Annotated in this window: 18 protein-coding genes; 12 read left to right on the top strand and 6 right to left on the bottom strand. The window is 70.9% G+C overall.

The window, feature by feature from the left end; translation table 11 throughout:
- Window positions 1–17 precede the first annotated feature (17 nt).
- Both speB and OG758_RS30665 read right to left on the bottom strand, forming a co-directional pair.
- Window positions 18–989 (bottom strand): agmatinase, encoded by a 972-nt coding sequence (speB, locus tag OG758_RS30670; protein WP_326712891.1) that lies wholly within the window; start codon window positions 987–989, stop codon window positions 18–20.
- Between the two features lie 72 nt (window positions 990–1,061).
- The gene (locus tag OG758_RS30665; protein WP_326712890.1) at window positions 1,062–2,540 is read right to left on the bottom strand and encodes a sodium:solute symporter; all 1,479 of its coding nucleotides are present in this window, start codon (window positions 2,538–2,540) and stop codon (window positions 1,062–1,064) included.
- Window positions 2,541–2,717: 177 nt separating this feature from the next.
- Here OG758_RS30665 and OG758_RS30660 point away from each other — a divergent pair, with 177 nt between their 5' ends.
- Together OG758_RS30660 and OG758_RS30655 are read left to right on the top strand one after the other, a co-directional pair.
- On the top strand, window positions 2,718–4,226 hold the full coding sequence (locus tag OG758_RS30660; RefSeq protein WP_326712889.1) for a PucR family transcriptional regulator ligand-binding domain-containing protein: 1,509 nt from the start codon (window positions 2,718–2,720) through the stop codon (window positions 4,224–4,226).
- 62 nt (window positions 4,227–4,288) lie between these two features.
- The gene (locus tag OG758_RS30655) at window positions 4,289–5,086 is read left to right on the top strand and encodes a phosphatase (protein WP_326712888.1); all 798 of its coding nucleotides are present in this window, start codon (window positions 4,289–4,291) and stop codon (window positions 5,084–5,086) included.
- Here OG758_RS30655 and OG758_RS30650 read toward each other — a convergent pair.
- The 4 genes from OG758_RS30650 to OG758_RS30635 form a co-directional block, all read right to left on the bottom strand.
- The gene (locus OG758_RS30650; protein ID WP_326712887.1) at window positions 5,070–6,068 is read right to left on the bottom strand and encodes a cation diffusion facilitator family transporter; all 999 of its coding nucleotides are present in this window, start codon (window positions 6,066–6,068) and stop codon (window positions 5,070–5,072) included. The genes OG758_RS30655 and OG758_RS30650 overlap by 17 nt on opposite strands.
- A 47-nt stretch (window positions 6,069–6,115) precedes the next feature.
- Window positions 6,116–6,997, bottom strand: a complete 882-nt coding sequence (locus OG758_RS30645) for an acyl-CoA thioesterase (RefSeq protein WP_266564016.1) — start codon at window positions 6,995–6,997, stop codon at window positions 6,116–6,118.
- A 36-nt stretch (window positions 6,998–7,033) separates the two neighbouring features.
- On the bottom strand, window positions 7,034–8,191 hold the full coding sequence (locus OG758_RS30640) for an acyl-CoA dehydrogenase family protein (protein WP_100594312.1): 1,158 nt from the start codon (window positions 8,189–8,191) through the stop codon (window positions 7,034–7,036).
- Window positions 8,192–8,296: 105 nt separating this feature from the next.
- Complete coding sequence (locus OG758_RS30635; RefSeq protein ID WP_100594093.1) at window positions 8,297–8,884, bottom strand: SACE_7040 family transcriptional regulator; 588 nt, start codon at window positions 8,882–8,884, stop codon at window positions 8,297–8,299.
- Window positions 8,885–8,995: 111 nt separating this feature from the next.
- On the opposite strand from OG758_RS30635, the gene OG758_RS30630 reads away from it, so the two are divergent.
- The 10 genes from OG758_RS30630 (at window position 8,996) to OG758_RS30585 (ending at window position 21,960) form a co-directional block, all read left to right on the top strand.
- On the top strand, window positions 8,996–10,618 hold the full coding sequence (locus tag OG758_RS30630) for a carboxyl transferase domain-containing protein (RefSeq protein ID WP_326712886.1): 1,623 nt from the start codon (window positions 8,996–8,998) through the stop codon (window positions 10,616–10,618).
- Between the two features lie 19 nt (window positions 10,619–10,637).
- Complete coding sequence (locus OG758_RS30625; protein WP_326716088.1) at window positions 10,638–12,575, top strand: acetyl/propionyl/methylcrotonyl-CoA carboxylase subunit alpha; 1,938 nt, start codon at window positions 10,638–10,640, stop codon at window positions 12,573–12,575.
- Window positions 12,572–13,543: a hydroxymethylglutaryl-CoA lyase gene (locus OG758_RS30620; RefSeq protein WP_326712885.1), complete on the top strand. Its 972-nt coding sequence runs from the start codon at window positions 12,572–12,574 to the stop codon at window positions 13,541–13,543. Before OG758_RS30625 ends, OG758_RS30620 begins: the two co-directional genes overlap by 4 nt.
- A gap of 5 nt (window positions 13,544–13,548) precedes the next feature.
- Window positions 13,549–14,709: an acyl-CoA dehydrogenase family protein gene (locus OG758_RS30615; protein WP_326712884.1), complete on the top strand. Its 1,161-nt coding sequence runs from the start codon at window positions 13,549–13,551 to the stop codon at window positions 14,707–14,709.
- A 104-nt stretch (window positions 14,710–14,813) separates the two neighbouring features.
- Window positions 14,814–15,863, top strand: coding sequence for an ABC transporter substrate-binding protein (locus OG758_RS30610; RefSeq protein ID WP_326712883.1), 1,050 nt, complete (start codon window positions 14,814–14,816; stop codon window positions 15,861–15,863).
- A 5-nt stretch (window positions 15,864–15,868) separates the two neighbouring features.
- Entirely contained in the window at window positions 15,869–16,765 is an 897-nt protein-coding gene (locus OG758_RS30605; RefSeq protein ID WP_326712882.1) for a siderophore-interacting protein, read from the top strand.
- A 153-nt stretch (window positions 16,766–16,918) separates the two neighbouring features.
- Window positions 16,919–18,370, top strand: coding sequence for a lysine decarboxylase DesA (gene desA / locus OG758_RS30600; protein ID WP_326712881.1), 1,452 nt, complete (start codon window positions 16,919–16,921; stop codon window positions 18,368–18,370).
- Window positions 18,327–19,634 (top strand): lysine N(6)-hydroxylase/L-ornithine N(5)-oxygenase family protein, encoded by a 1,308-nt coding sequence (locus OG758_RS30595; protein WP_442810359.1) that lies wholly within the window; start codon window positions 18,327–18,329, stop codon window positions 19,632–19,634. Before desA ends, OG758_RS30595 begins: the two co-directional genes overlap by 44 nt.
- Window positions 19,631–20,191: a GNAT family N-acetyltransferase gene (locus tag OG758_RS30590; RefSeq protein ID WP_326712879.1), complete on the top strand. Its 561-nt coding sequence runs from the start codon at window positions 19,631–19,633 to the stop codon at window positions 20,189–20,191. The genes OG758_RS30595 and OG758_RS30590 overlap by 4 nt, the downstream gene beginning before the upstream one ends.
- Window positions 20,188–21,960 (top strand): IucA/IucC family protein, encoded by a 1,773-nt coding sequence (locus tag OG758_RS30585; protein ID WP_326712878.1) that lies wholly within the window; start codon window positions 20,188–20,190, stop codon window positions 21,958–21,960. Before OG758_RS30590 ends, OG758_RS30585 begins: the two co-directional genes overlap by 4 nt.
- Window positions 21,961–21,965 lie beyond the last annotated feature (5 nt).

Raw genomic sequence — 21,965 nt, 5'->3', positions numbered from 1 at the left:
CCACAACCCGACGGGGACTACTTCGCCGCGCGGCTCTGCGCGATCTGGCGGGACATGATCGTCGTCAGTTCGTACGCGGTGTGCGAGGCGGCGACGGCGGTGATCTCCGCGTGGTCGTAGGCCGGGGCGACCTCGACGACGTCGGCGGAGACGAGGTTGCAGGACGACAGGCCGCGCAGGATCTCCAGGAGCTCGCGCGAGGTCATGCCGCCGGCCTCGGGGGTGCCGGTGCCGGGCGCGTGGGCCGGGTCGAGGCAGTCGATGTCGATGGAGATGTACAGCGGGCGGTCGCCGATGCGCTGGCGCAGCTGGTCGGCGACCTCGTCGGCGCCGCGGCGGTAGATGTCCGCCGAGGTGACGATGCCGAAGCCCATCTTCTCGTCGTCGGTGAGGTCCTGCTTGCCGTACAGCGGGCCTCGCGTGCCGACGTGGGAGAGGGCCTCAGTGTCGAGGATGCCCTCCTCGACGGCGCGACGGAACGGGGTGCCGTGCGTGTACTCGGCGCCGAAGTACGTGTCCCACGTGTCGAGGTGCGCGTCGAAGTGGAGCAGCGCGACCGGGCCGTGCTTCTTGGCGACCGAGCGCAGCAACGGCAGCGCGATGGTGTGGTCGCCGCCGAGCGTCATCATGCGGGCGCCGGTGCCGAGGAGGTCGTCGGCCGCGGCCTCGATCGTCTCGACGGCCTCGTTGATGTTGAACGGGTTGGCCGCTATGTCACCGGCGTCCGCGACCTGCGCGAGGGCGAACGGGGAGGCGTCCTGCGCCGGGTTGTAGGGGCGCAGCAGCCGGGACGCCTCGCGGATCGCGTTGCCGCCGAAGCGGGCGCCCGGCCGGTACGAGACGCCCGAGTCGAAGGGCACGCCCACGACGGCCACGTCCGCGGTGCCCACCTCGTCGAGGCGGGGCAGCCGGGCGAAGGTGGCGGGACCGGCGTACCGCGGGACGCGGGAGGAGTCGACCGGACCGCGGGGCGTCTCGTTGCTGCTCATGCGAATTGCCTTCTTTCCTACGCTTCTTGGCGCCGCGCAGCCCTCGGCGGGGCTACGCGGCGCTTTCCGAATTTACTGGGTGACGGTGGCCGGCTCCGCGTCCGACTCCGCCTCGGCCCCGCGCCCGGCGAGCCGCTCGCGCCAGGCGGCGAGCACCGCGGCGTCGGTCGGCTTGGTGGCCAGGGAGACGATGACGAAGGCGGCGAGGGAGAGCAGGAGGCCGTAGTAGACGGGCTCGTTGGCGAGGATCCCGTAGCCCCACATCAGGCCGATGACGGAGAGTCCGCCGACGGAGACTGCGGCGAGGGCGCCGGCCACGGTGCCGCGCTTCCACAGCAGGCCGCCGAGGATCGGCACGAGGAGCCCGGCGACGAGCAGGTTGTAGGCGACGGTCAGGGCCTCGACGACGTTGTTGAGCGCGATGGCGATGCAGATCACCGCGACGCCCATGATCAGGATGAAGAGGCGGTTGCCCTTCACCTCGTCGTGGGGCTCGTCCTTGTCGCCGCCCGAGGGCTTGATGGCGCCCCGCAGCCGCGACCAGATGTCGTTGTTGGCGACGGTCGCGCAGGCGATCAGAGCGCCGGAGGAGGTCGACATGACGGCGGCGAGCGCGGCGGCGAGCACCAGGCCGCGCACACCGATGGGGAGCTCGTCCTTGACGATGGTCGCGAACGCGGCGTCGGCGCTGGGCAGCTTCGGGTACATGACCTTCGCGGCGGTGCCGATGACGGCGCCGGCGACGGCGTAGACCAGGCAGTAGGTGCCCGCGACGGTGCCGCCGACGCGGGCGACCTTGTCGCTGCGGGCCGTGAACACGCGCTGCCAGATGTCCTGGCCGATCAGCATGCCGAACGTGTAGATCAGCACGTACGTGAAGATCGTCTCGCCGCCGATGCCCAGCGGGTCGAAGTACTCGGTGGGCAGCTTGGCCTTCATCTCGCTGAAGCCGCCGGCCTTGATGACGGCGATCGGCAGCAGCAGGAGCAGCACGCCGATGGTCTTCACCACGAACTGCACCATGTCGGTGAGGGTGATGGACCACATGCCGCCGAGCGTCGAGTACGCGACGACGATCGAGCCGCCGAGGATGATCGCGATGGTGCGGTTCATGTCGAACAGCACGTCGAAGATCGTGGCGTAGGCGATGGTCGAGGTGACGGCGAGCATCAGCGTGTACGCCCACATCACGACGCCGGAGATGAGTCCGGACCGGCCGCCGTAGCGCAGGTCGAGCATCTCGGAGACGGTGTAGACCTTCAGGCGGGCGATGCGCGCCGAGAAGAACACGGACAGCGCGAGCAGGCCGAGGCCGATGGTGAAGACCATCCACGCGCCGGACAGGCCGTACTGGTAGCCGAGGCCCACGCCGCCGATGGTGGAGGCGCCGCCGAGGACGATCGCGGCCATGGTGCCGGAGTACATCATCGGGCCGAGCCTGCGGCCCGCCACGAGGAACTCGCTCTTGGACTTGGCGCGGCGCATGCCCCACCAGCCCATGGCGAGCATGCCGGCGAGATAGACGACGATCACTGTGTAGTCGACGGCCATAGGGCCCTCCTTCGCGCACCTCGGTGGCGTGTCGTGCAGATGGGGTGGGTGACCGGCCGTGGGGACATCCGCCCGTACCCGAGGCCTGCGGTCGGCACGACCTTAGGTGGCCTGAAAGCAACGCTGAAGTGTACTTTTTATCCACTCTCACGCGACTGGATGGAGAAAACATCCACCATGCCGGACGCAACCCGGCCTGCGGCGGGCCCGCCAGGCCCCTCTGTGCCCCCCGCACCGGCCGTTCCGCCGACCCCGCCGGTGCCGCTCACCGCGCTGCTCGCCCGCGAGGACCTGGGCCTGCGCCAGATCGCGGGCCCGCCCGTGGGCCCCGACACGGTGATCCACTGGGCGCACACGTCCGAGATGGCCGACCCGTACCCGTATCTGCTCGGCGGTGAGCTGCTGCTGACCGCCGGGGTGCACGCGACGGAGTCGGCGGGCACGGGTCCCTATTACGACGACTACGTGGCACGGATCGTCGCGGCGGGCGGGGCGGCGCTCGGCTTCGGGGTCGCGCCGGTGCACGACACGGTGCCGCGCGCCCTGGTCGAGGCCTGCGACCGGCACGGGCTGCCGCTCTTCGAGGTGCCGCCCCACTCCACGTTCAGCGGGGTGACCCGCGCGGTGTGGCAGCTGATGGCCCAGGCGCGCCACGCGGAACTGCGCCGCGTCAGCGAGGCGCAGCAGGGCCTCGCCACGGCGGCGGCGCGCCCCTACCCGGTGCCCGCGGTGCTGCGGCAGCTGGCGCAGCGCACCAGCGGCTGGACGGTGCTCACCGCGCCGGACGGCACGGAGGTCGGCCGGGCGGGCCCCGACCCGTCGGCCGAGGTGAGCGCGGCGATGGCGCAGCTGATGCGGATCGTGCGCCCCGGCGAGACCCGCCTCTTCCCCGCGCCCACGTCGGCGGCGGACACGGTGGGCGGCACGCAGCTGGCGGCGTACGCGCTGGGCGGCGGCCAGGGCTACGCGCTGGGGACGGCGGTCGGCCACCGCGACCCCGGCGACCACACCATCGCGGGGGTCGCGGTGGTCCTGCTCTCCCTGCTCACGGGCGAACACCAGACGACGGCCGAGGCGGCGCGTTCGGCTGCCCTGGTCCGGCTCCTGCTCGGCGAGGAGCCGGCCGCCGTCGCGGCGCTGCTCGGCGACGGCACGTGGCGGGTGGTCCACGCCGCACCCGACCGCCCGTCCCCTCCCCCCGTCTCCCTCGGCACGCCCCTCCTCGACGCGACCGACTCCCTCGTACGCGCCCTGCTCCCCGCGGACCAGGAGGTCGTCGCCCAGGAGGGCTGGATGATGGGGGTGAGCGGCACTGCGCCCACGGACGACCTGGCGGCGGCCGACGCGCAGGCCTCGCGGGCCCTGACCCGGGCGAAGGCGACCCGCGCCCCGCTCGTTCACCACCACGCGGACGCGCGCGGACTCGCCTCGCTCCTCGACCCCGGGGAGGTGACGGCGCACGCCCGGACGCTCCTCGCCCCGATCGCGCACACACCCGCGCTGACCGAGACACTGCGTACGTGGCTGTCCCTGCACGGGAGTTGGGACCGCACGGCCACCGCGCTCGCCGTCCACCGCAACACCGTGCGGCAGCGCATCGCCAAGTGCGCCACGCTCCTGGACACCGACCTGGACGACCCCGACGTGCGCATGGAGCTGTGGTTCGCCCTGCGCCACACAGAGTGACACCCGTCCCACCCTCCGGGACATCGGGGCTCCTCACAGCGCCCGACGGCACAATGGGGGGCATGCCGATACCCGGGATCCCCAGCCGCGCCGCGCTCGTCGACCATCTGATCCGCACCCGCATAGCGGGCGACGTGGCCACACCCCGCGACAACAACCTCTCCCACTACCGCAGGCTCGCGAACGGCGACCGCCACTACTGGCTCGGCCTGGAGCTCGGCGACCGCTGGAGCGACGAGCAGGACGTCCTCGCGGTGATGGCGGAGCGGTGCGGCGTGAACGACGACCCCGAGTACCGCTTCGGCCAGGACACCATCGACCCGCAGCTCACGGTCGACGCCCTGGACCGGATGGGCGCCCGGCTGCGCAAGGCGGCGGCCGGCAAGGAGCGCGTCCTGTTCGCGACGGGCCACCCGGGCGGCCTCCTCGACGTGCACCGCGCGACGGCCGCGGCGCTGCGCGCGGCGGGCTGCGAGATCGTCGTGATCCCCGAGGGCCTGTCGACGGACGAGGGCATGGTCTTCCAGTTCGCGGACGTGGCGGTCCTGGAGCGCGGCGCGACCCTCTGGCACACGCATTCCCCGGACCCCATGGCGCGGATCCTGGACGGCCTGGAGCGCGAGGGGCGCCCGCTGCCGGACCTGGTCGTCGCCGACCACGGCTGGGCGGGCTGCGCCGGCCAGCGGGGGATCGACTCCATCGGATACGCGGACTGCAACGACCCGGCGCTGTTCGTCGGCGAGGCGGAGGGCACCCTTCAGGTGACGGTGCCGCTCGACGACCACGTCACGAGCCCGCGCCACTACGACCCGATGACGGCCTATCTCCTCGACGCGGCGGGCCTCAGCCCCACGGGTTGAGCCCCTCCTCGCGCCGCTGCGCGAACCCGGGCGTCGGGTCGAGGTAGACCCGGGTCACGTTCGGGAACCGCTCGCGCAGCCGGGCGGCCGCCTCCTCGCAGGCCCACTCGATCTGCGCGGCGGTCGAGGTGTCACGCAGGTCGACCTTCGCCGCGACGAGCGCCTCGCGCGGGCCCTGGACGAGGGTGATCAGTTCGAGCACGGCCTCGATGTGCTCGACGCCGGCGAGCAGTTCGCGGATCTCCAGGCGGACCGCCTTGGGCAGCGGGCGCCCGATGAGGAGTTCGGCGTTGGACCGTCCGAGGACCCAGGCGACGTACAGGAGCAGCGCGCCGATGCACAGGGAGGCGATGGCGTCCCAGACGCCGGAGCCGGTGAGCTGACCGCCGAGCAGTCCGCCCGCGGCGAGGAGCAGGCCGACGAGGGCGGCCGAGTCCTCCATGACGACGGCCTTGACGGCCGTGTCGGGGGTGCGGCGCAGATAGTGGCCCACGGGCGCCCCCGTGCGGGCGGCCTCCCCGCGGACCTGCTTGATCCCGGTGCGCAGGGAGAAGCCTTCCAGGACGAAGGCGACGGCGAGGACGATGTACGAGATGAGCGGGTCGCCTAGCTCCTCGCCGGCCACGAGGGTGTGGATGCCGTCGTAGATCGAGAAGACGGCGCCGCCGACGAACGTGGCGACGGCGGCGAGCATGGCCCAGATGTAGCGCTCGGGCCCGTAGCCGAGGGGATGTTCCTCGTCCGCGGGCTTCTCGCTGCGCTTCAGCGCGGTGAGCAGCAGCACCTCGGTGACCGTGTCGGCGACCGAGTGGGCGGCCTCCGAGAGCATGGCGCTCGACCCGCTGATGATTCCGGCGACGGCCTTGGCGAGGGCGATCCCGAGATTGGCGGCGGCCGCCACGAGGACGGTGGTGACGCTCTCGCCCCCGCCGTCCTCGCCCGCGTCCCCGGCCGTCCCACTCTGCTCAGCGCTCGTGCCCATGCACGTGACGGTATGTCCCATCCCCGCCCGCCGCGAACCACGCGGGCTCACCGCGGGACGCGGACGACGCCCTCCTGGATCACGGAGATGGCGAGCTGTCCGTCGCGCGTGTAGATGCGGGCCTGGCCGAGGCCGCGCCCGCCCGAGGCCGACGGCGACTCCTGGTCGTACAGGAGCCATTCGTCCGCGCGGAACGGCCGGTGGAACCACATCGCGTGGTCGAGCGAGGCGCCGACCACGTCGCCCACGGCCCATCCCCCGCGCCCGTGCGCGAGCAGCACGGAGTCGAGGAGCGTCATGTCGGAGACGTACGTGGCGAGGCAGACGTGCAGCAGCGGCTCGTCGATGACGCCGTGGAGCTTGCCGTTCGTACGGAACCAGACCTGCGAGCGCGGCTCCTGCGGGGTGCCCACGCTGCCGAACGGCGGCGCGTCCACGTACCGCAGGTCGACGGCCTCGCGCGCTTCGAGGAGCCGCTCGGCGACTCCGGGCTCGACGAACGCGTCGGCGTAGCGCGGCAGCATCTCGGCGGCGGTGGGCAGTGTCTCGGGGTCGGGCGCGGACGGCATGGCCGCCTGGTGCTCGAGCCCGTCCTCGTACGTCTGGAAGGACGCCGAGAGATGGAAGATCGGCTGCCCGTGCTGGACGGCGACGACCCGGCGCGTGGTGAAGGAGCGCCCGTCGCGGATCCGGTCGACCGTGTACACGATGGGCGCGCCCGGGTCGCCGGGGCGCAGGAAGTACGCGTGCAGCGAGTGGGCGTGCCGGTCGCCGGGGACGGTGCGCCCGGCGGCGACGAGCGCCTGGGCAGCCACCTGTCCGCCGAAGACCCGGGGGACGACGGCGGAGCGGGACTGCCCGCGGAAGATGTCCTGCTCGATCTGCTCCAGGTCGAGCAGATCGAGCAGGGACTCCAGTGCCTGATTCATACAGCCAGTTCTACAGAAGGCGGAGGGACGGGCGGGTTACAGGCCCATGTCCTTCGCGATGATCGTCTTCATGATCTCGCTGGTGCCGCCGTAGATGCGGTTGACGCGGTTGTCCGCGTACAGGCGCGCGATCGGGTACTCGTTCATGAAGCCGTAGCCGCCGTGCAGCTGGAGACAGCGGTCGATGACGCGGTGCGCGACCTCGGTGCAGAACAGCTTGGCGCTGGCGGCCTCGGCGGGGGTCAGCTCACCCGCGTCGAGGGCCTCCAGGGCGCGGTCGGCGACGGCCTCGGCCGCGTCCACCTCGGCCTGGCAGGCGGCCAGTTCGAACTTGGTGTTCTGGAAGGAGGCGACGGGCTTGCCGAAGACGGCGCGCTCCTGGACGTACTCCTTGGCGAACCGGACGGCGGCCTTGGCCTGCGCGTAGGCGCCGAAGGCGATGCCCCAGCGCTCGGAGGCGAGGTTGTGGCCGAGGTAGTAGAAGCCCTTGTTCTCCTCGCCGAGGAGGTCCTCGACGGGGACCTTCACGTCGACGAACGCCAGCTCGGCGGTGTCGGAGGTCTTCAGGCCGAGCTTGTCGAGCTTGCGGCCTATGGAGTAGCCCTCGGACTTGGTGTCCACCGCGAAGAGGGAGATGCCGTGACGGCGGTCCTCGGCGGTGGGCGCGTCGGTGCGGGCGCAGACGATCACCTTGTCGGCGTGGACGCCGCCGGTGATGAAGGTCTTGGCGCCGTTGAGGACGTAGTGCGTGCCGTCCTCGCTCAGCTTGGCGGTGGTCTTCATGCCCGCGAGGTCGGAGCCGGTGCCCGGCTCGGTCATCGCGAGGGCCCACATCTCCTCACCGGAGACGAACTTCGGCAGGAAGCGCTTCTTCTGCTCGTCGGTGGCGAGCATCTTGATGTACGGGAGGCCGAGCAGCACGTGCACGCCGGAGCCGCCGAACTGGACGCCCGCGCGCGAGGTCTCCTCGTACATCACCGCCTCGAACTTGTACGAGTCGATGCCGGCGCCGCCGAACTCCTCGGGCACGCGGATACCGAAGACGCCGAGCTCGGCGAGCTTGTAGTAGAAGTCGCGCGGGGCCTGCCCGGCCGCGAACCACTCGTCGTAGACGGGCACGACCTCGGCCTCGATGAAGGCGCGGATGGTGTCCCGGAACGCCTCGTGGTCCTCGTTGTAAACGGTACGGCGCACGACCTGCTCCTTCGGAAACGGCATCACTGCACGACTAAGCGCTTGCTCAGCTTAGGTTACCCGCCAGTTTCTGGAGCGTCCAGAGACGCACGTCACGCCTGGGCCCTAGGCGGCCTCGAACGCCCCCCGGGCCATGCGGTGCAGCAGGCCCGCCGTCGCCTCGCGGCCGGGCAGTCCGCCGGACCTGCCGAGGTGCGGGGTCGAGTTGAGCAGGCCGAACACCGCGTGCACGGCGGCCCTCGCGGGCTGCTCGACCAGGCCCGGATAGACCTCGCGCACCGCCTCGACCCACAGCTCGACGTACTGGCGCTGGAGCTGGCGCACCAGCTTGCGGTCGCTGTCGCGCAGGCGGTCCAGCTCACGGTCGTGCAGGGTGATCAGGGGGCGGTCGTCGAGGGCGAAGTCGATGTGCCCCTCGATGAGCGAGTCGAGCAGCGCCTCGGGATCGCCGCCGTCGGACTCGGCCAGACGGCGCTTGCCGCCGGTCAGGAGCCGCCCGCTGATGCCGACGAGCAGCTCGGCGAGCATCGCGTCCTTGCCCGCGAAGTGGCGGTAGAGCCCGGGTCCGCTGATGCCGACCGCGGCACCTATCTCGTCGACGCCGACTCCGTGGAACCCGCGCTCGGCGAACAGCCGCGCGGCCTCCTTGAGAATCTGCTCGCGGCGGGTGGGGGCGTCGGTTCTGGTGGCCATGAAGGTAATTCTAGACAGCGACGTTAGCGGTCGTTAACCTGAGGGAAACGCGTTAACGCTCATTAACCGAGCGGGAGCCGAACGACGCGAGCCGAATGAGGGGACTGCGCGATGCAGGAGGCACCGGAGCTGACGAGCGCGGCGGACCCCGCCTCGGAGGCCTGGAAGGCCAACGAGGCGGCGCACGAGGCGCTGGCCGACGAGCTGCGCGGCAAGCTGGCCGCGGCCCGGCTCGGTGGCGGTGAGCGGGCCCGCGCCCGGCACACCGCGCGCGGCAAGCTGCTGCCGCGCGACCGCGTGGACGCAACCCTCGACCCGGGCTCCCCGTTCCTGGAGCTGGCGCCGCTCGCGGCCGACGGGATGTACGGGGACCAGGCCCCGGCCGCCGGGGTGATCGCCGGGATCGGGCGGGTCAGCGGCCGCGAGTGCGTGATCGTCGCCAATGACGCGACGGTCAAGGGCGGCACGTACTACCCGATGACGGTGAAGAAGCACCTGCGCGCCCAGGAGGTGGCCCTGGAGAACCGGCTGCCGTGCCTCTACCTGGTGGACTCGGGCGGCGCCTTCCTGCCGATGCAGGACGAGGTCTTCCCCGACCGCGAGCACTTCGGGCGGATCTTCTACAACCAGGCACGGATGTCGGGCGCCGGCATCCCCCAGATCGCGGCGGTCCTCGGCTCGTGCACGGCGGGCGGCGCGTACGTCCCGGCGATGAGCGACGAGGCCGTGATCGTGCGCAATCAGGGCACGATCTTCCTGGGTGGTCCGCCCCTGGTGAAGGCCGCCACCGGCGAGGTCGTCACCGCCGAGGAACTGGGCGGCGGCGAGGTGCACTCCCGGGTCTCGGGCGTCACGGACCATCTCGCGGAGAACGACGCGCACGCGCTGCGGATCGTGCGGACGATCGTCTCGACGCTCCCGGAGCGCGGCCCGCTGCCCTGGTCGGTCACCCCGGCGATCGAGCCGAAGGTGGACCCCGCGGGGCTGTACGGCGCGGTGCCGGTCGACTCCCGCACCCCGTACGACGTGCGGGAGGTCATCGCGCGCGTGGTGGACGGCTCGCGGTTCGCCGAGTTCAAGGCGGAGTTCGGGCAGACCCTCATCACCGGCTTCGCCCGCATCCACGGCCACCCGGTCGGGATCGTCGCGAACAACGGCATCCTGTTCTCCGAGTCCGCCCAGAAGGGCGCGCACTTCATCGAGCTGTGCGACCAGCGCGGCATCCCGCTGGTGTTCCTGCAGAACATCTCGGGCTTCATGGTGGGGCGCGACTACGAGGCGGGCGGGATCGCCAAGCACGGCGCCAAGATGGTCACGGCCGTCGCCAGCACCCGCGTGCCGAAGCTGACCGTCGTCGTCGGCGGGTCGTACGGGGCGGGCAACTACTCGATGTGCGGCCGGGCCTACTCGCCACGCTTCCTGTGGATGTGGCCCAACGCCAAGATCTCCGTCATGGGCGGCGAGCAGGCCGCCTCCGTCCTCGCGACCGTCAAGCGCGACCAGCTGGAGGCGCGCGGCGAAGAGTGGCCCGCCGATGACGAGGACGCCTTCAAGGCGCCGATCCGGGCCCAGTACGAGGAGCAGGGGAACGCGTACTACGCGACGGCCCGGCTCTGGGACGACGGCGTGATCGACCCGCTGGAGACCCGGCAGGTCCTGGGCCTCGCCCTGACCGCCTGTGCCCACGCGCCACTGCCGGAGAAGTCCGGCGGCTTCGGCGTCTTCCGGATGTGAGGGGAGGGACCCCATGAGCATGTTCGACACCGTTCTTGTGGCCAACCGCGGCGAGATCGCCGTCCGCGTCATCCGTACGCTGCGGGTGCTCGGCATCCGCTCGGTGGCCGTGTACAGCGACGCGGACGCCGACGCCCGCCATGTGCGCGAGGCCGACACGGCGGTCCGCATCGGGCCGCCGCCCGCGGGCGAGAGCTACCTCCGCGTGGACCGGCTCCTCGAAGCGGCCGGGCGCACGGGCGCGCAGGCCGTCCACCCGGGCTACGGCTTCCTCGCGGAGAACGCCGCGTTCGCGCGAGCCTGCGCCGACGCCGGCCTCGTCTTCATCGGCCCCTCCGCCGACGCGATCTCCCTCATGGGCGACAAGATCCGCGCCAAGGAGACGGTGAAGGCGGCCGGGGTCCCGGTCGTGCCCGGCTCGTCCGGCAGCGGCCTGACCGATGCCCAACTGGCGGACGCGGCACGGGAGATCGGCATGCCCGTGCTGCTCAAGCCGTCCGCGGGCGGCGGCGGCAAGGGCATGCGTCTGGTGCGTGACGAGGCGCTGCTCGGCGACGAGATCGCGGCCGCACGGCGCGAGGCCCGCGCCTCCTTCGGCGACGACACGCTGCTCGTGGAGCGCTGGGTCGACCGCCCCCGGCACATCGAGATCCAGGTCCTGGCCGACGGCCACGGGCACGTGATCCACCTGGGCGAGCGCGAGTGCTCCCTCCAGCGCCGCCACCAGAAGATCATCGAGGAGGCGCCGAGCGTCCTCCTCGACGAGGCGACGCGCGCGGCGATGGGCGAGGCCGCGGTGCAGGCGGCCCGCTCGTGCGGGTACCGCGGCGCGGGCACGGTGGAGTTCATCGTGCCGGGCAACGACCCGTCGTCGTACTACTTCATGGAGATGAACACCCGCCTCCAGGTGGAACACCCGGTCACGGAGCTGATCACGGGCGTCGACCTGGTGGAGTGGCAGCTGCGGGTCGCCGCCGGTGAGCAGCTGCCGTACGCGCAGGACGACATCGAGCTGACCGGGCACGCGGTCGAGGCGCGGATCTGCGCCGAGGACCCTTCGCGCGGCTTCCTGCCGTCGGGCGGCACGGTCGTCTCGCTGCGCGAGCCGCAGGGCGACGGGGTGCGCACCGACTCCGGCCTCAGCGAGGGCACGGAGGTCGGGAGCCTGTACGACCCGATGCTGTCGAAGGTCATCGCGTACGGGCCCGACCGGGCGACCGCCCTGCGCAAGCTGCGCGCCGCCCTCGCGGGGACGGTCACGCTGGGCGTGCCGACGAACGCCGGGTTCCTGCGGCGGCTGCTCGCGCATCCGGCGGTCGTGGCGGGCGAGCTGGACACCGGGCTCGTGGAGCGCGAGGCCGACGGCCTGGTTCCCGGCGAGGTGCCGGAGGAGGTGTACGAGGCGGCCGCCGCGGTCCGCCGGGCAGCCTTGACGCCGTCGGGATCCGGCTGGACCGACCCGTTCGCGCAGCCGACCGGCTGGCGCCTGGGCGGCACGCCCTCACCGGTCGACTTCCACCTCAAGGTCGCGGGACTCGAACCCGTCACGCACCGCGCGCGCGGCACCCACACCGTCGGCGCCAACAGCGTCACCGTCCACCTGGACGGCCTGACCCACACCTTCCACCGGGCCGGTGACTGGCTGGGCCGCGAAGGCGACGCCTGGCACGTACAGGACTTCGACCCGGTGGCGGCCTCGCTGTCCGGCGCCGCGCACTCCGGCGCCGACTCCCTCACCGCGCCGATGCCCGGCACGGTCACCGTGGTGAAGGTGGCCGTCGGCGACGAAGTGGTCGCGGGGCAGAGCCTGTTGGTGGTCGAGGCGATGAAGATGGAGCACGTCATCTCCGCCCCGCACGCCGGCACCGTGGCCGAACTGGACGTCACACCGGGCACGACCGTCGCGATGGACCAGATCCTCGCGGTCGTCACGCCGCACGAGGAGATGACGGCATGAGCACCCCCGTACCCGCCGCCCTGCCCATGGTCGTGCCCTCCCAGGATCTGCCCGCGCGCGTGCGGATCCACGAGGTCGGCGCGCGCGACGGACTGCAGAACGAGAAGGCGACGGTCCCCACTGAGGTGAAGGCGGAGTTCGTGCACCGCCTCGCGGCCGCGGGCCTGACCACCATCGAGGCGACCAGCTTCGTGCACCCCAAGTGGGTGCCCCAACTGGCCGACGCTGAAGCCCTGTTCCCGCTCCTCCAGGACATCGAGCCCCGCCCGCACCTGCCCGTGCTCGTGCCGAACGAGCGGGGTCTGGACCGGGCCCTCGCGCTCGGGGCGCGCCGCGTCGCCGTCTTCGCCAGCGCCACGGAGTCGTTCGCCAAGGCCAATCTGAACCGGACGGTGGACGAGGCGCTCGCCATGTTCGAGCCGGTCGTGACCCGCGCCAAGGAGGGCCGGGCGCATGTGCGCGGCTATCTCTCCATGTGCTTCGGGGACCCGTGGGAGGGCGCCGTCCCGGTCCACCAGGTCGTCCGGGTCGCCAAGGCCCTGATGGACATGGGGTGCGACGAGCTGAGCCTCGGCGACACGATCGGCGTCGCGACGCCGGGCCACGTCCAGACGCTCCTGGCCGAGCTCAACGAGGAGGGCGTGCCGACGAACGCGATCGGCGTTCACTTCCACGACACGTACGGCCAGGCCCTTTCCAACACCCTCGCGGCGCTCCAGCACGGAGTGACCACCGTGGACGCCTCCGCGGGCGGCCTCGGCGGCTGCCCGTACGCGAAGAGCGCCACCGGAAATCTCGCCACCGAAGACCTCGTGTGGATGCTTTCGGGCCTCGGTATCGAGACCGGGGTCGACCTGGGCCGTCTCACCGCCACCAGCGCGTGGATGGCCGAACAGCTGGGCCGGCCCAGCCCGTCCCGCACCGTCCGCGCCCTCGTGAAGACGGCACAGCCCCTACAGGAGCAGTGAACAAGATGGACCACCGCCTGAGCAGCGAGCACGAAGAACTCCGCCGCACCGTCGAGGAGTTCGCGCACGACGTCGTCGCCCCGAAGATCGGCGACTTCTACGAGCGGCACGAGTTCCCGTACGAGATCGTGCGGGAGATGGGCCGCATGGGCCTGTTCGGGCTGCCCTTCCCGGAGGAGTACGGCGGGATGGGCGGCGACTATCTGGCCCTCGGGATCGCCCTGGAGGAGCTGGCGCGCGTCGACTCGTCCGTGGCGATCACGCTGGAGGCGGGCGTCTCGCTCGGCGCGATGCCCCTCCACCTGTTCGGGACCGAGGAGCAGAAGGCCGAGTGGCTGCCGCGGCTGTGCTCCGGCGAGATCCTCGGCGCGTTCGGTCTGACCGAGCCCGACGGCGGCTCGGACGCGGGCGCGACCCGCACGACCGCGAGGGTGGACGAGGCGACCGGCGATTGGGTGATCAACGGCACGAAGTGCTTCATCACCAACTCCGGTACGGACATCACCGGTCTGGTCACGGTGACGGCGGTCACCGGCCGCTCCCCCGAGGGCAAGCCGCAGATCTCCTCGATCATCGTGCCGTCCGGCACGCCGGGCTTCACGGTGGCGGCGCCGTACTCGAAGGTCGGCTGGAACGCGTCGGACACGCGTGAGCTGCACTTCGACGACGTACGGGTCCCCGCGGCGAACCTGCTCGGCGAACAGGGCCGCGGATTCGCCCAGTTCCTGCGAATCCTGGACGAGGGACGCATCGCGATCGCCGCGCTGGCCACCGGTCTGGCGCAGGGCTGTGTGGACGAGTCGGTGAAGTACGCCAAGGAGCGGCACGCGTTCGGCCGCAACATCGGCTCGTACCAGGCGATCCAGTTCAAGATCGCCGACATGGAGATGAAGGCGCACACGTCCCGCCTCGCGTGGCGTGACGCGGCCTCGCGGCTGGTGAGCGGTGAGCCGTTCAAGAAGGAGGCGGCGCTCGCCAAGCTCTACTCGTCGACGATCGCGGTCGACAACGCGCGCGAGGCCACGCAGATCCACGGGGGCTACGGCTTCATGAACGAGTACCCGGTGGCCCGCATGTGGCGCGACTCGAAGATCCTCGAGATCGGCGAGGGCACGAGTGAGGTGCAGCGCATGCTGATCGCGCGGGAGCTGGGCCTGACGGGCTGAGAGGGCGGCGGCGAGGGGGCCCTCTGGACAACAGCTTAGGTTAGGTTAACCTAAGTCAGAATCCGGCCAGCGGCCCTCCGTTCGTCACGAAAGCAGCCACTGTCATGCCCAATGCCCGTCTCACCACCCCTTCCCGTCGCGGCATCCTCGCCGCGGGCGGCGCCCTCGGCCTCGGAGCCGCGCTCGCCGCCTGCGGCAGCGATTCCAAGGACAGCGGCTCGGGCGCCAAGTCGGGCAGCGCCAAGTCCGGCCCCTGGTCCTTCAAGGACGACCGCGGCACGACGGCGAAGGCCGACAAGGTCCCGGCGAACGTCGTCGCGTTCACCAGCGTCGCCGCCGCCCTGTGGGACTACGGCATCGAGTGCAAGGGCGTCTTCGGTCCGACGAAGACCTCGGACGGCAAGGCCGACGTCCAGGCCGGCGACATCGACGTCGACAAGGTGACGATCATCGGCAACGAGTGGGGCCGCTTCAACATCGAGAAGTACGCGGGCCTCGCCCCGGACCTCCTCGTCACCACCGTGTACGACACCGCCGGAACCCTCTGGTCCGTCCCGCTGGAATCGAAGGACAAGATCCTCAAGCTGGCCCCGAGCGTCGGCATCTCCGTCTACGACCGCCAGATGACGCAGCCCCTGCAGCGCCTGCTCGCCCTCGCCGAGTCGCTCGGCGCCGACGTGAAGGCCGACAAGGTCGTCAAGGCCAAGAAGCGCTTCGAGGCCGCGGCCGCGCGCCTGCGCAAGGCCGCCAAGGCGCACCCCGAGATCAGGGTCCTCGTCGGTTCCGCGAGCCAGGACATCTTCTACGTCTCCGGCACGAACCTCTCCGCCGACCTGGAGTACTTCAAGTCGCTCGGCGTGAACTTCGTCGAGCCCTCGGATAAGGCGAAGAAGGCGTCCGGCGGCTGGTTCGAGAACCTGAGCTGGGAGAACATCGACAAGTACCCGGCCGACGTCATCATGATGGACAACCGCACGGCCACCATTCAGCCCGCGGACCTCGACCGCGACAAGGCCACCTGGAAGAAGCTGCCCGCCGTCAAGGCCGGCCAGGTCATCCCGCGCGTCACCGAGCCCATCTACTCGTACGACAAGTGCGCCCCGATGCTCGAGGGCCTCGCCGAGGCCATCGAGAAGGCGAAGAAGGTCGGCTGACACACATGACGACGACCGAGTCCCCCGCGATCGCACCCTTCCGATTCTTCGACCTCCAGGTAGCGCGGACGCGGCGGCTCGGTCCGTCGCTGCGGCGCGTGACGTTCACGGGGCCCGGACTCGTGGACTTCCACGCCGGAGGCCGCGACCAGAGCCTGTCGCTGTTCCTGCCGCGGCCGGGCCAGGAGGCCCCCGTCCTGCCGGCCGCCGAGCCGGGTGACGACGGGCGCGCCTGGCACGCCGCGTACCGGGCGCTCCCGGACGACGTGCGGGCCGTGATGCGCTCGTACACGGTCAGCGGGCAGCGCCGCACGCCCGGCGAACCCGGCGAACCCGGCGAGGTCGACATCGACTTCGTCCTGCACCACGACGGCCCCGGCGGCACGGGCCCCGCCTGCGTCTGGGCCGAGGCGGCGAAGGCCGGTGACCGCGTGACGGTCCTCGGCCCGGCGGTCGCCGACAACACGGCCGTACGCTGCCGCCCCCACGAGGGCGCCGACCACGTCCTGATGTGGGGCGACGAGACCGCTCTGCCCGCCGCCCTGGGCATCCTCGCCTGGCTGCCGCCGGAACTGCCCGCACATGTCTGGCTGGAGGTCCCGCACCGCGAGGACATCCCGGCGATCGAGACCTCGGGCGACGTCACCGTCACCTGGCTCGTGCGTGACGAGAACGCGCCGTCCGCACTGGACGCGATCCGCGCGGCCGAACTGCCGGACGCTTCGAGTCCGTACGCCTGGCTCGCGGGCGAGTCCGGAACGATGAAGGAGCTGCGCCGCCACCTGGTGCGCGAACGCGCCTACGACAAGCGGTCGGTGACGTTCGTCGGTTACTGGCGCAAGGGGCTCAGCGAGGACGGTCTGCGCGTCGCCGAGGCTCAGGAGGCGGCCGCCGAGGGCTGACGGGCAGCACATTCCGGCCACTCATGAGGGGCGGGGTCGCCAGTGCAACTTAGGTTAGGCTAACCTAAGTCAGGCGCTGGGACCTCGCCCCTTTCCCATGCCGCCCGTCTTCCCCGCTCACTCGCATTCCTGCCCCCACCCGGAGGACCGTTCATGCGCTCGCACCTGCTCAACGACACGACCGCGGAGCACTACCGCCGTTCCGTGACCGAGGGAATCGAGCGGGTGGCGGCCAAACTCGCCACCACGGACCGGCCGTTCACCGGGGTCACGGTCGACGAGCTCACGCCCCGCATCGACGCCGTCGACCTGGACAAGCCCCTCCTCGACACGACCGCCGCCCTGGACGAGCTCGAAGAGGTCTACCTCCGCGACGCGGTCTACTTCCACCACCCGCGCTACCTCGCCCACCTCAACTGCCCGGTCGTCATCCCGGCCGTGGTCGGCGAGGCCGTGCTCTCCGCGGTCAACTCCTCCCTCGACACCTGGGACCAGTCGGCCGGCGGCACCCTGATCGAGCGCAAACTCATCGACTGGACCACGAGCCGCATCGGCCTCGGCCCCGCCGCCGACGGCGTCTTCACCTCCGGCGGCTCCCAGTCCAACCTCCAGGCGCTGCTGCTCGCCCGTGACGAGACCAAGTCCGAGAACGCCGAACACCCCACGAAAATGCGGGTGTTCGCCTCCGAGGTCAGCCACTTCAGCGTCAAGAAGTCCGCGACGCTCCTCGGCCTCGGCCCCGACGCCGTGGTCACCATCCCCGTGGACCGCGACAAGCGGATGCAGACCGTCGCCCTCGCACGGGAGCTGGCGCGCTGCCGCGAGGAGGGCCTCGTACCCATGGCGGTCGTCGCCACGGCAGGGACCACCGACTTCGGCTCCATCGACCCGCTCGCCGAGATCGCCGAGCTCTGCGCCCAGTACGGCACCTGGATGCACGTCGACGCCGCGTACGGCTGCGGGCTCCTCGCCTCCGTCAGGAACCGGCACCTCCTCGACGGCATCGAGCGCGCCGACTCCGTCACCGTCGACTACCACAAGTCGTTCTTCCAGCCCGTGAGTTCGAGCGCCGTCCTGGTCCGTGACGCGGCCACCCTGCGGCACGCCACGTACCACGCCGACTACCTCAACCCGCGCCGCATGGTCACCGAGCGCATCCCCAACCAGGTCGACAAGTCCCTCCAGACGACCCGCCGCTTCGACGCGCTCAAGCTGTGGATGACGCTGCGTGTGATGGGCGCCGACGGTGTCGGGCAGCTCTTCGACGAGGTGTGCGACCTGGCGGGCAAGGCCTGGGAGCTGCTCGCCGCGGACCCCCGGTTCGACGTCGTCGTCGAGCCGCGACTGTCCACCCTCGTCTTCCGCCACATCCCGGCCGGCGTCACCGACCCCGCGGAGATCGACCGCGCCAACCTGTACGCCCGCAAGGCCCTGTTCGCCTCCGGCGACGCCATCGTCGCGGGCACCAAGGTGGGCGGCCGCCACTACTTGAAGTTCACCCTGCTCAACCCCGAGACCACCGTCGACGACATCGTCGCGGTCCTCGATCTGATCGCCGGCCATGCCGAGCAGTACCTGGGAGAGAACCTTGTCGAAGCTTCCTGAGTCCCCTGATCCCCTCGACTTCATCGGGATCGGCCTCGGCCCCTTCAACCTCGGCCTGGCCGCCCTCACCGAGCCGATAGCCGAACTGAACGGTGTCTTCCTGGAGTCCAAGCCCGACTTCGAGTGGCACTCGGGGATGTTCCTCGAGGGCGCCCACCTCCAGACGCCGTTCATGTCGGACCTGGTCACGCTCGCCGACCCGACCTCCGCGTACTCCTTCCTGAACTACCTCAAGGAATCGGGGCGGCTGTACTCCTTCTACATCCGCGAGAACTTCTATCCCCTGCGGACCGAGTACAACGACTACTGCCGCTGGGCCGCCGCGAAACTCACCGGCATCCGCTTCGGCACGACCGTCACGCAGGTGTCGTACGACGAGGCCGCCGAGGTGTACGTCGTGAACACCGAGGGCGGCGAGACCTACCGCGCGCCGCGCCTCGTCCTCGGCACCGGCACCCCGCCGCACATCCCCGAGCCCTGCCGGGGCCTCGGCGGCGACGCCATCCACAACTCCCGCTATCTGCACCACAAGCAGGAGCTCCAGCAGAAGGACTCGATCACCCTCGTCGGCAGCGGCCAGTCCGCCGCGGAGATCTACTACGACCTCCTCGGCGAGATCGACGTCCACGGCTACCGCCTCAACTGGGTCACCCGCTCCCCGCGCTTCTTCCCCCTCGAGTACACGAAGCTGACGCTGGAGATGACCTCTCCCGAGTACGTCGACTACTTCCACGCGCTGCCCGAGGAGACCCGCTACCGCCTGGAGACCCAGCAGAAGAACCTCTTCAAGGGCATCGACGGCGACCTCATCAACGAGATCTTCGACCTGCTCTACCAGAAGAACCTGGCCGGGCCCGTCCCCACCCGACTGCTCACCAACTCGACTCTGCAGAGTGCGAGTCACGAGAACGGCACGTACACGCTCGGCCTGCGCCAGGAGGAGCAGGGCAAGGACTTCGAGCTGCGCACCGACGGCCTGATCCTGGCCACGGGCTACAAGTACGAGACGCCCGCCTTCCTGGAGCCGGTCCGCGACCGGCTCAACTGGGACAGCCGGGGCCGCTTCGACCTCGCCCGCAACTACTCCGTCGACACCACGGGCCGCGGCGTGTTCGTCCAGAACGCCGGCGCGCACACGCACTCGATCACCTCGCCCGACCTGGGCATGGGCGCGTACCGCAACGCGTTCATCATCCGTGAGCTGCTCGGCACCGAGTACTACCCCGTAGAAAAGACCATCGCGTTCCAGGAGTTCGCCGCATGAGCACCCCCACCGGCTCCCCCACCGGCACCTTCAGCATCCGCCCCCTCGACCCCGTCGCGGACGCCGAGCTGCTGCACCGCTGGGTCACCGACCCCAAGGCCGCGTTCTGGCTGATGCAGGACGCGAAACTGCAGGACGTGGAGCGCGAGTACATGGCGATAGCCGCGGCCGGGCACCACGACGCTTTCATAGGCCTCCACGACGGCGAACCCGCCTTCCTCATGGAGCGCTACGACCCGGCGCACGTCGAACTCGTCGGCCTGTACGAGCCCGAGCCCGGCGATGTCGGCATGCACTTCCTGACGGCGCCCAGCGGCGTCCGCATCCCCGGCTTCACCCGCGCCGTGATCACCACGGTGATGGAGTTCCTGTTCGCCGACCCGGCGGCCCGGCGCGTCGTCGTCGAGCCCGACGTGCGCAACAAGGCCGTGCACGCCCTGAACGAGGCCGTCGGCTTCGTCCCCGCGCGTGTCGTCCAGAAGCCCGAGAAGCAGGCGCTGCTCAGCTTCTGCACCCGCGAGCAGTTCCTCGCCGCCACGGGGGTGGCCGCCGTATGACGCTCTCCGACGCCGTCACCCACCTCTCCCCCGAGCTCTGGGCCGAGGCCAACCGTCTCCTCATCCGCAAGGCACTCGCCGAGTTCACCCACGAACGCCTCCTCACGCCGGAGTCCCTCGGCGACGACCGGTACTCGGTGCGCTCCGACGACGGCGCGACCGAGTACCGCTTCGCCGCCCGCCGCCTGCGTCTCGACCACTGGCAGGTCTTTGCGGACTCGATCTCGCGCCACCGCGACGGCGCCGAACTCCCGCTCAGCGCACTTGAGTTCCTCATCGAGCTGAAGTCCTCGCTCGGCCTGAGCGACGCGATCCTGCCGGTCTACCTGGAGGAGATCTCCTCCACCCTCTCCGGCACCTGCTACAAGCTCGCCAAGACCCCGGTCACCGCGGCCTCCCTCGCCTTCGACGGCTCCTTCCAGGAGATCGAGACGGGCATGACCGAGGGCCACCCCTGCTTCGTCGCCAACAACGGCAGGCTCGGCTTCGGCGTCCACGAGTACCTCTCGTACGCCCCCGAGACCGCGAGCCCGATCCGGCTGATCTGGCTGGCGGCGACGCGGGAGCGGGCCGCGTTCACGGCCGGTGCCGGGCTCGACCACGAGTCCCACCTGCGCGCCGAGCTCGGTGAGGAGACCCTCGCGCGGTTCGCGGCCACGCTCACGGACCAGGGCCTGGACCCGGACGACTACCTGCTCATTCCCGTCCACCCCTGGCAGTGGTGGAACAAGCTGTCGGTCACCTTCGCGGCCGAGGTCGCCCAGCGCCATCTGGTGCTCCTCGGCGAGGGCGACGACGAGTACCTCGCGCAGCAGTCGATCCGTACGTTCTTCAACGCGTCGCACCCGGAGCGGCACTACGTGAAGACGGCCCTGTCCGTCATCAACATGGGCTTCATGCGCGGCCTGTCCGCCTCGTACATGGAGGCCACGCCGGCCATCAACGACTGGCTCGCGCAGCTCATCGAGAACGACGAGGTCCTCAAGGCGACCGGCCTGACGATCATCCGCGAGCGCGCCGCCGTCGGCTACCGGCACCTGGAGTACGAGGCCGCGACCGACCGCTACTCCCCGTACCGCAAAATGCTCGCCGCCCTGTGGCGCGAGTCGCCCGTCCCGTCCCTGGCCGACGGGGAGCGCCTCGCCACGATGGCCTCGCTGCTGCATGTCGACGCCGACGGCCGCTCGTTCGCCGCGGCCCTCGTCGAGCGCTCGGGCCTGACGCCCGCCGAGTGGCTGCGCCCGTACCTGCGGTCGTACCTCACGCCGCTGCTGCACAGCTTCTACGCGTACGACCTCGTGTACATGCCGCACGGCGAGAACGTCATCCTGGTGCTCGGCGAGGACGGCACGGTCCAGCGGGCGATCTTCAAGGACATCGCCGAGGAGATCGCGGTCATGGACCCCGACGCGGTCCTCCCGCCGGGCGTCGACCGGATCCGGGTCGAGGTTCCCGACGACCAGAAACTGCTGTCCATCTTCACGGACGTCTTCGACTGCTTCTTCCGCTTCCTCGCGGCGAACCTGGTCACGGAGGGCGTGCTCGACGAGGACACGTTCTGGCGGGCGGTCGCCGACTGCGTCCGCGACTACCAGGAGTCGGCTCCCCAACTCGCCGACAAATTCCGGCAGTACGACATGTTCGCCCCGGAGTTCACGCTGTCCTGCCTCAACCGGCTCCAGCTGCGCAACAACGAGCAGATGGTGGACCTCGCGGACCCGGCGGGGGCCCTTCAGCTGATCGGGACGCTGCCGAACCCGATCGCGTAGACGTG

The organism is Streptomyces sp. NBC_01474 (genome assembly GCF_035918215.1).
GTDB classification, from domain to species: domain Bacteria; phylum Actinomycetota; class Actinomycetes; order Streptomycetales; family Streptomycetaceae; genus Streptomyces; species Streptomyces aureus.
The sequence above is the reverse complement of the archived record's forward strand: the minus strand, read 5'-3'. Positions and strand labels throughout refer to the sequence as shown.

What these genes read in the sequence shown, in the direction of transcription:
- OG758_RS30585 (WP_326712878.1), top strand. Translation starts at nt 20,188, where the DNA reads ATGACGCTCTCCGACGCCGTCACCCACCTCTCCCCCGAGCTCTGGGCC.
- OG758_RS30590 (WP_326712879.1), top strand. Translation starts at nt 19,631, where the DNA reads ATGAGCACCCCCACCGGCTCCCCCACCGGCACCTTCAGCATCCGCCCC.
- OG758_RS30630 (WP_326712886.1), top strand. Translation starts at nt 8,996, where the DNA reads ATGCAGGAGGCACCGGAGCTGACGAGCGCGGCGGACCCCGCCTCGGAG.
- OG758_RS30660 (WP_326712889.1), top strand. Translation starts at nt 2,718, where the DNA reads ATGCCGGACGCAACCCGGCCTGCGGCGGGCCCGCCAGGCCCCTCTGTG.
- speB (WP_326712891.1), bottom strand. Translation starts at nt 989, where the DNA reads ATGAGCAGCAACGAGACGCCCCGCGGTCCGGTCGACTCCTCCCGCGTC.
- OG758_RS30615 (WP_326712884.1), top strand. Translation starts at nt 13,549, where the DNA reads ATGGACCACCGCCTGAGCAGCGAGCACGAAGAACTCCGCCGCACCGTC.
- OG758_RS30635 (WP_100594093.1), bottom strand. Translation starts at nt 8,884, where the DNA reads ATGGCCACCAGAACCGACGCCCCCACCCGCCGCGAGCAGATTCTCAAG.
- OG758_RS30665 (WP_326712890.1), bottom strand. Translation starts at nt 2,540, where the DNA reads ATGGCCGTCGACTACACAGTGATCGTCGTCTATCTCGCCGGCATGCTC.
- OG758_RS30595 (WP_442810359.1), top strand. Translation starts at nt 18,327, where the DNA reads ATGCCGAGCAGTACCTGGGAGAGAACCTTGTCGAAGCTTCCTGAGTCC.
- OG758_RS30655 (WP_326712888.1), top strand. Translation starts at nt 4,289, where the DNA reads ATGCCGATACCCGGGATCCCCAGCCGCGCCGCGCTCGTCGACCATCTG.
- OG758_RS30645 (WP_266564016.1), bottom strand. Translation starts at nt 6,997, where the DNA reads ATGAATCAGGCACTGGAGTCCCTGCTCGATCTGCTCGACCTGGAGCAG.
- OG758_RS30625 (WP_326716088.1), top strand. Translation starts at nt 10,638, where the DNA reads ATGTTCGACACCGTTCTTGTGGCCAACCGCGGCGAGATCGCCGTCCGC.
- desA (WP_326712881.1), top strand. Translation starts at nt 16,919, where the DNA reads ATGCGCTCGCACCTGCTCAACGACACGACCGCGGAGCACTACCGCCGT.
- OG758_RS30620 (WP_326712885.1), top strand. Translation starts at nt 12,572, where the DNA reads ATGAGCACCCCCGTACCCGCCGCCCTGCCCATGGTCGTGCCCTCCCAG.
- OG758_RS30605 (WP_326712882.1), top strand. Translation starts at nt 15,869, where the DNA reads ATGACGACGACCGAGTCCCCCGCGATCGCACCCTTCCGATTCTTCGAC.
- OG758_RS30650 (WP_326712887.1), bottom strand. Translation starts at nt 6,068, where the DNA reads ATGGGCACGAGCGCTGAGCAGAGTGGGACGGCCGGGGACGCGGGCGAG.
- OG758_RS30610 (WP_326712883.1), top strand. Translation starts at nt 14,814, where the DNA reads ATGCCCAATGCCCGTCTCACCACCCCTTCCCGTCGCGGCATCCTCGCC.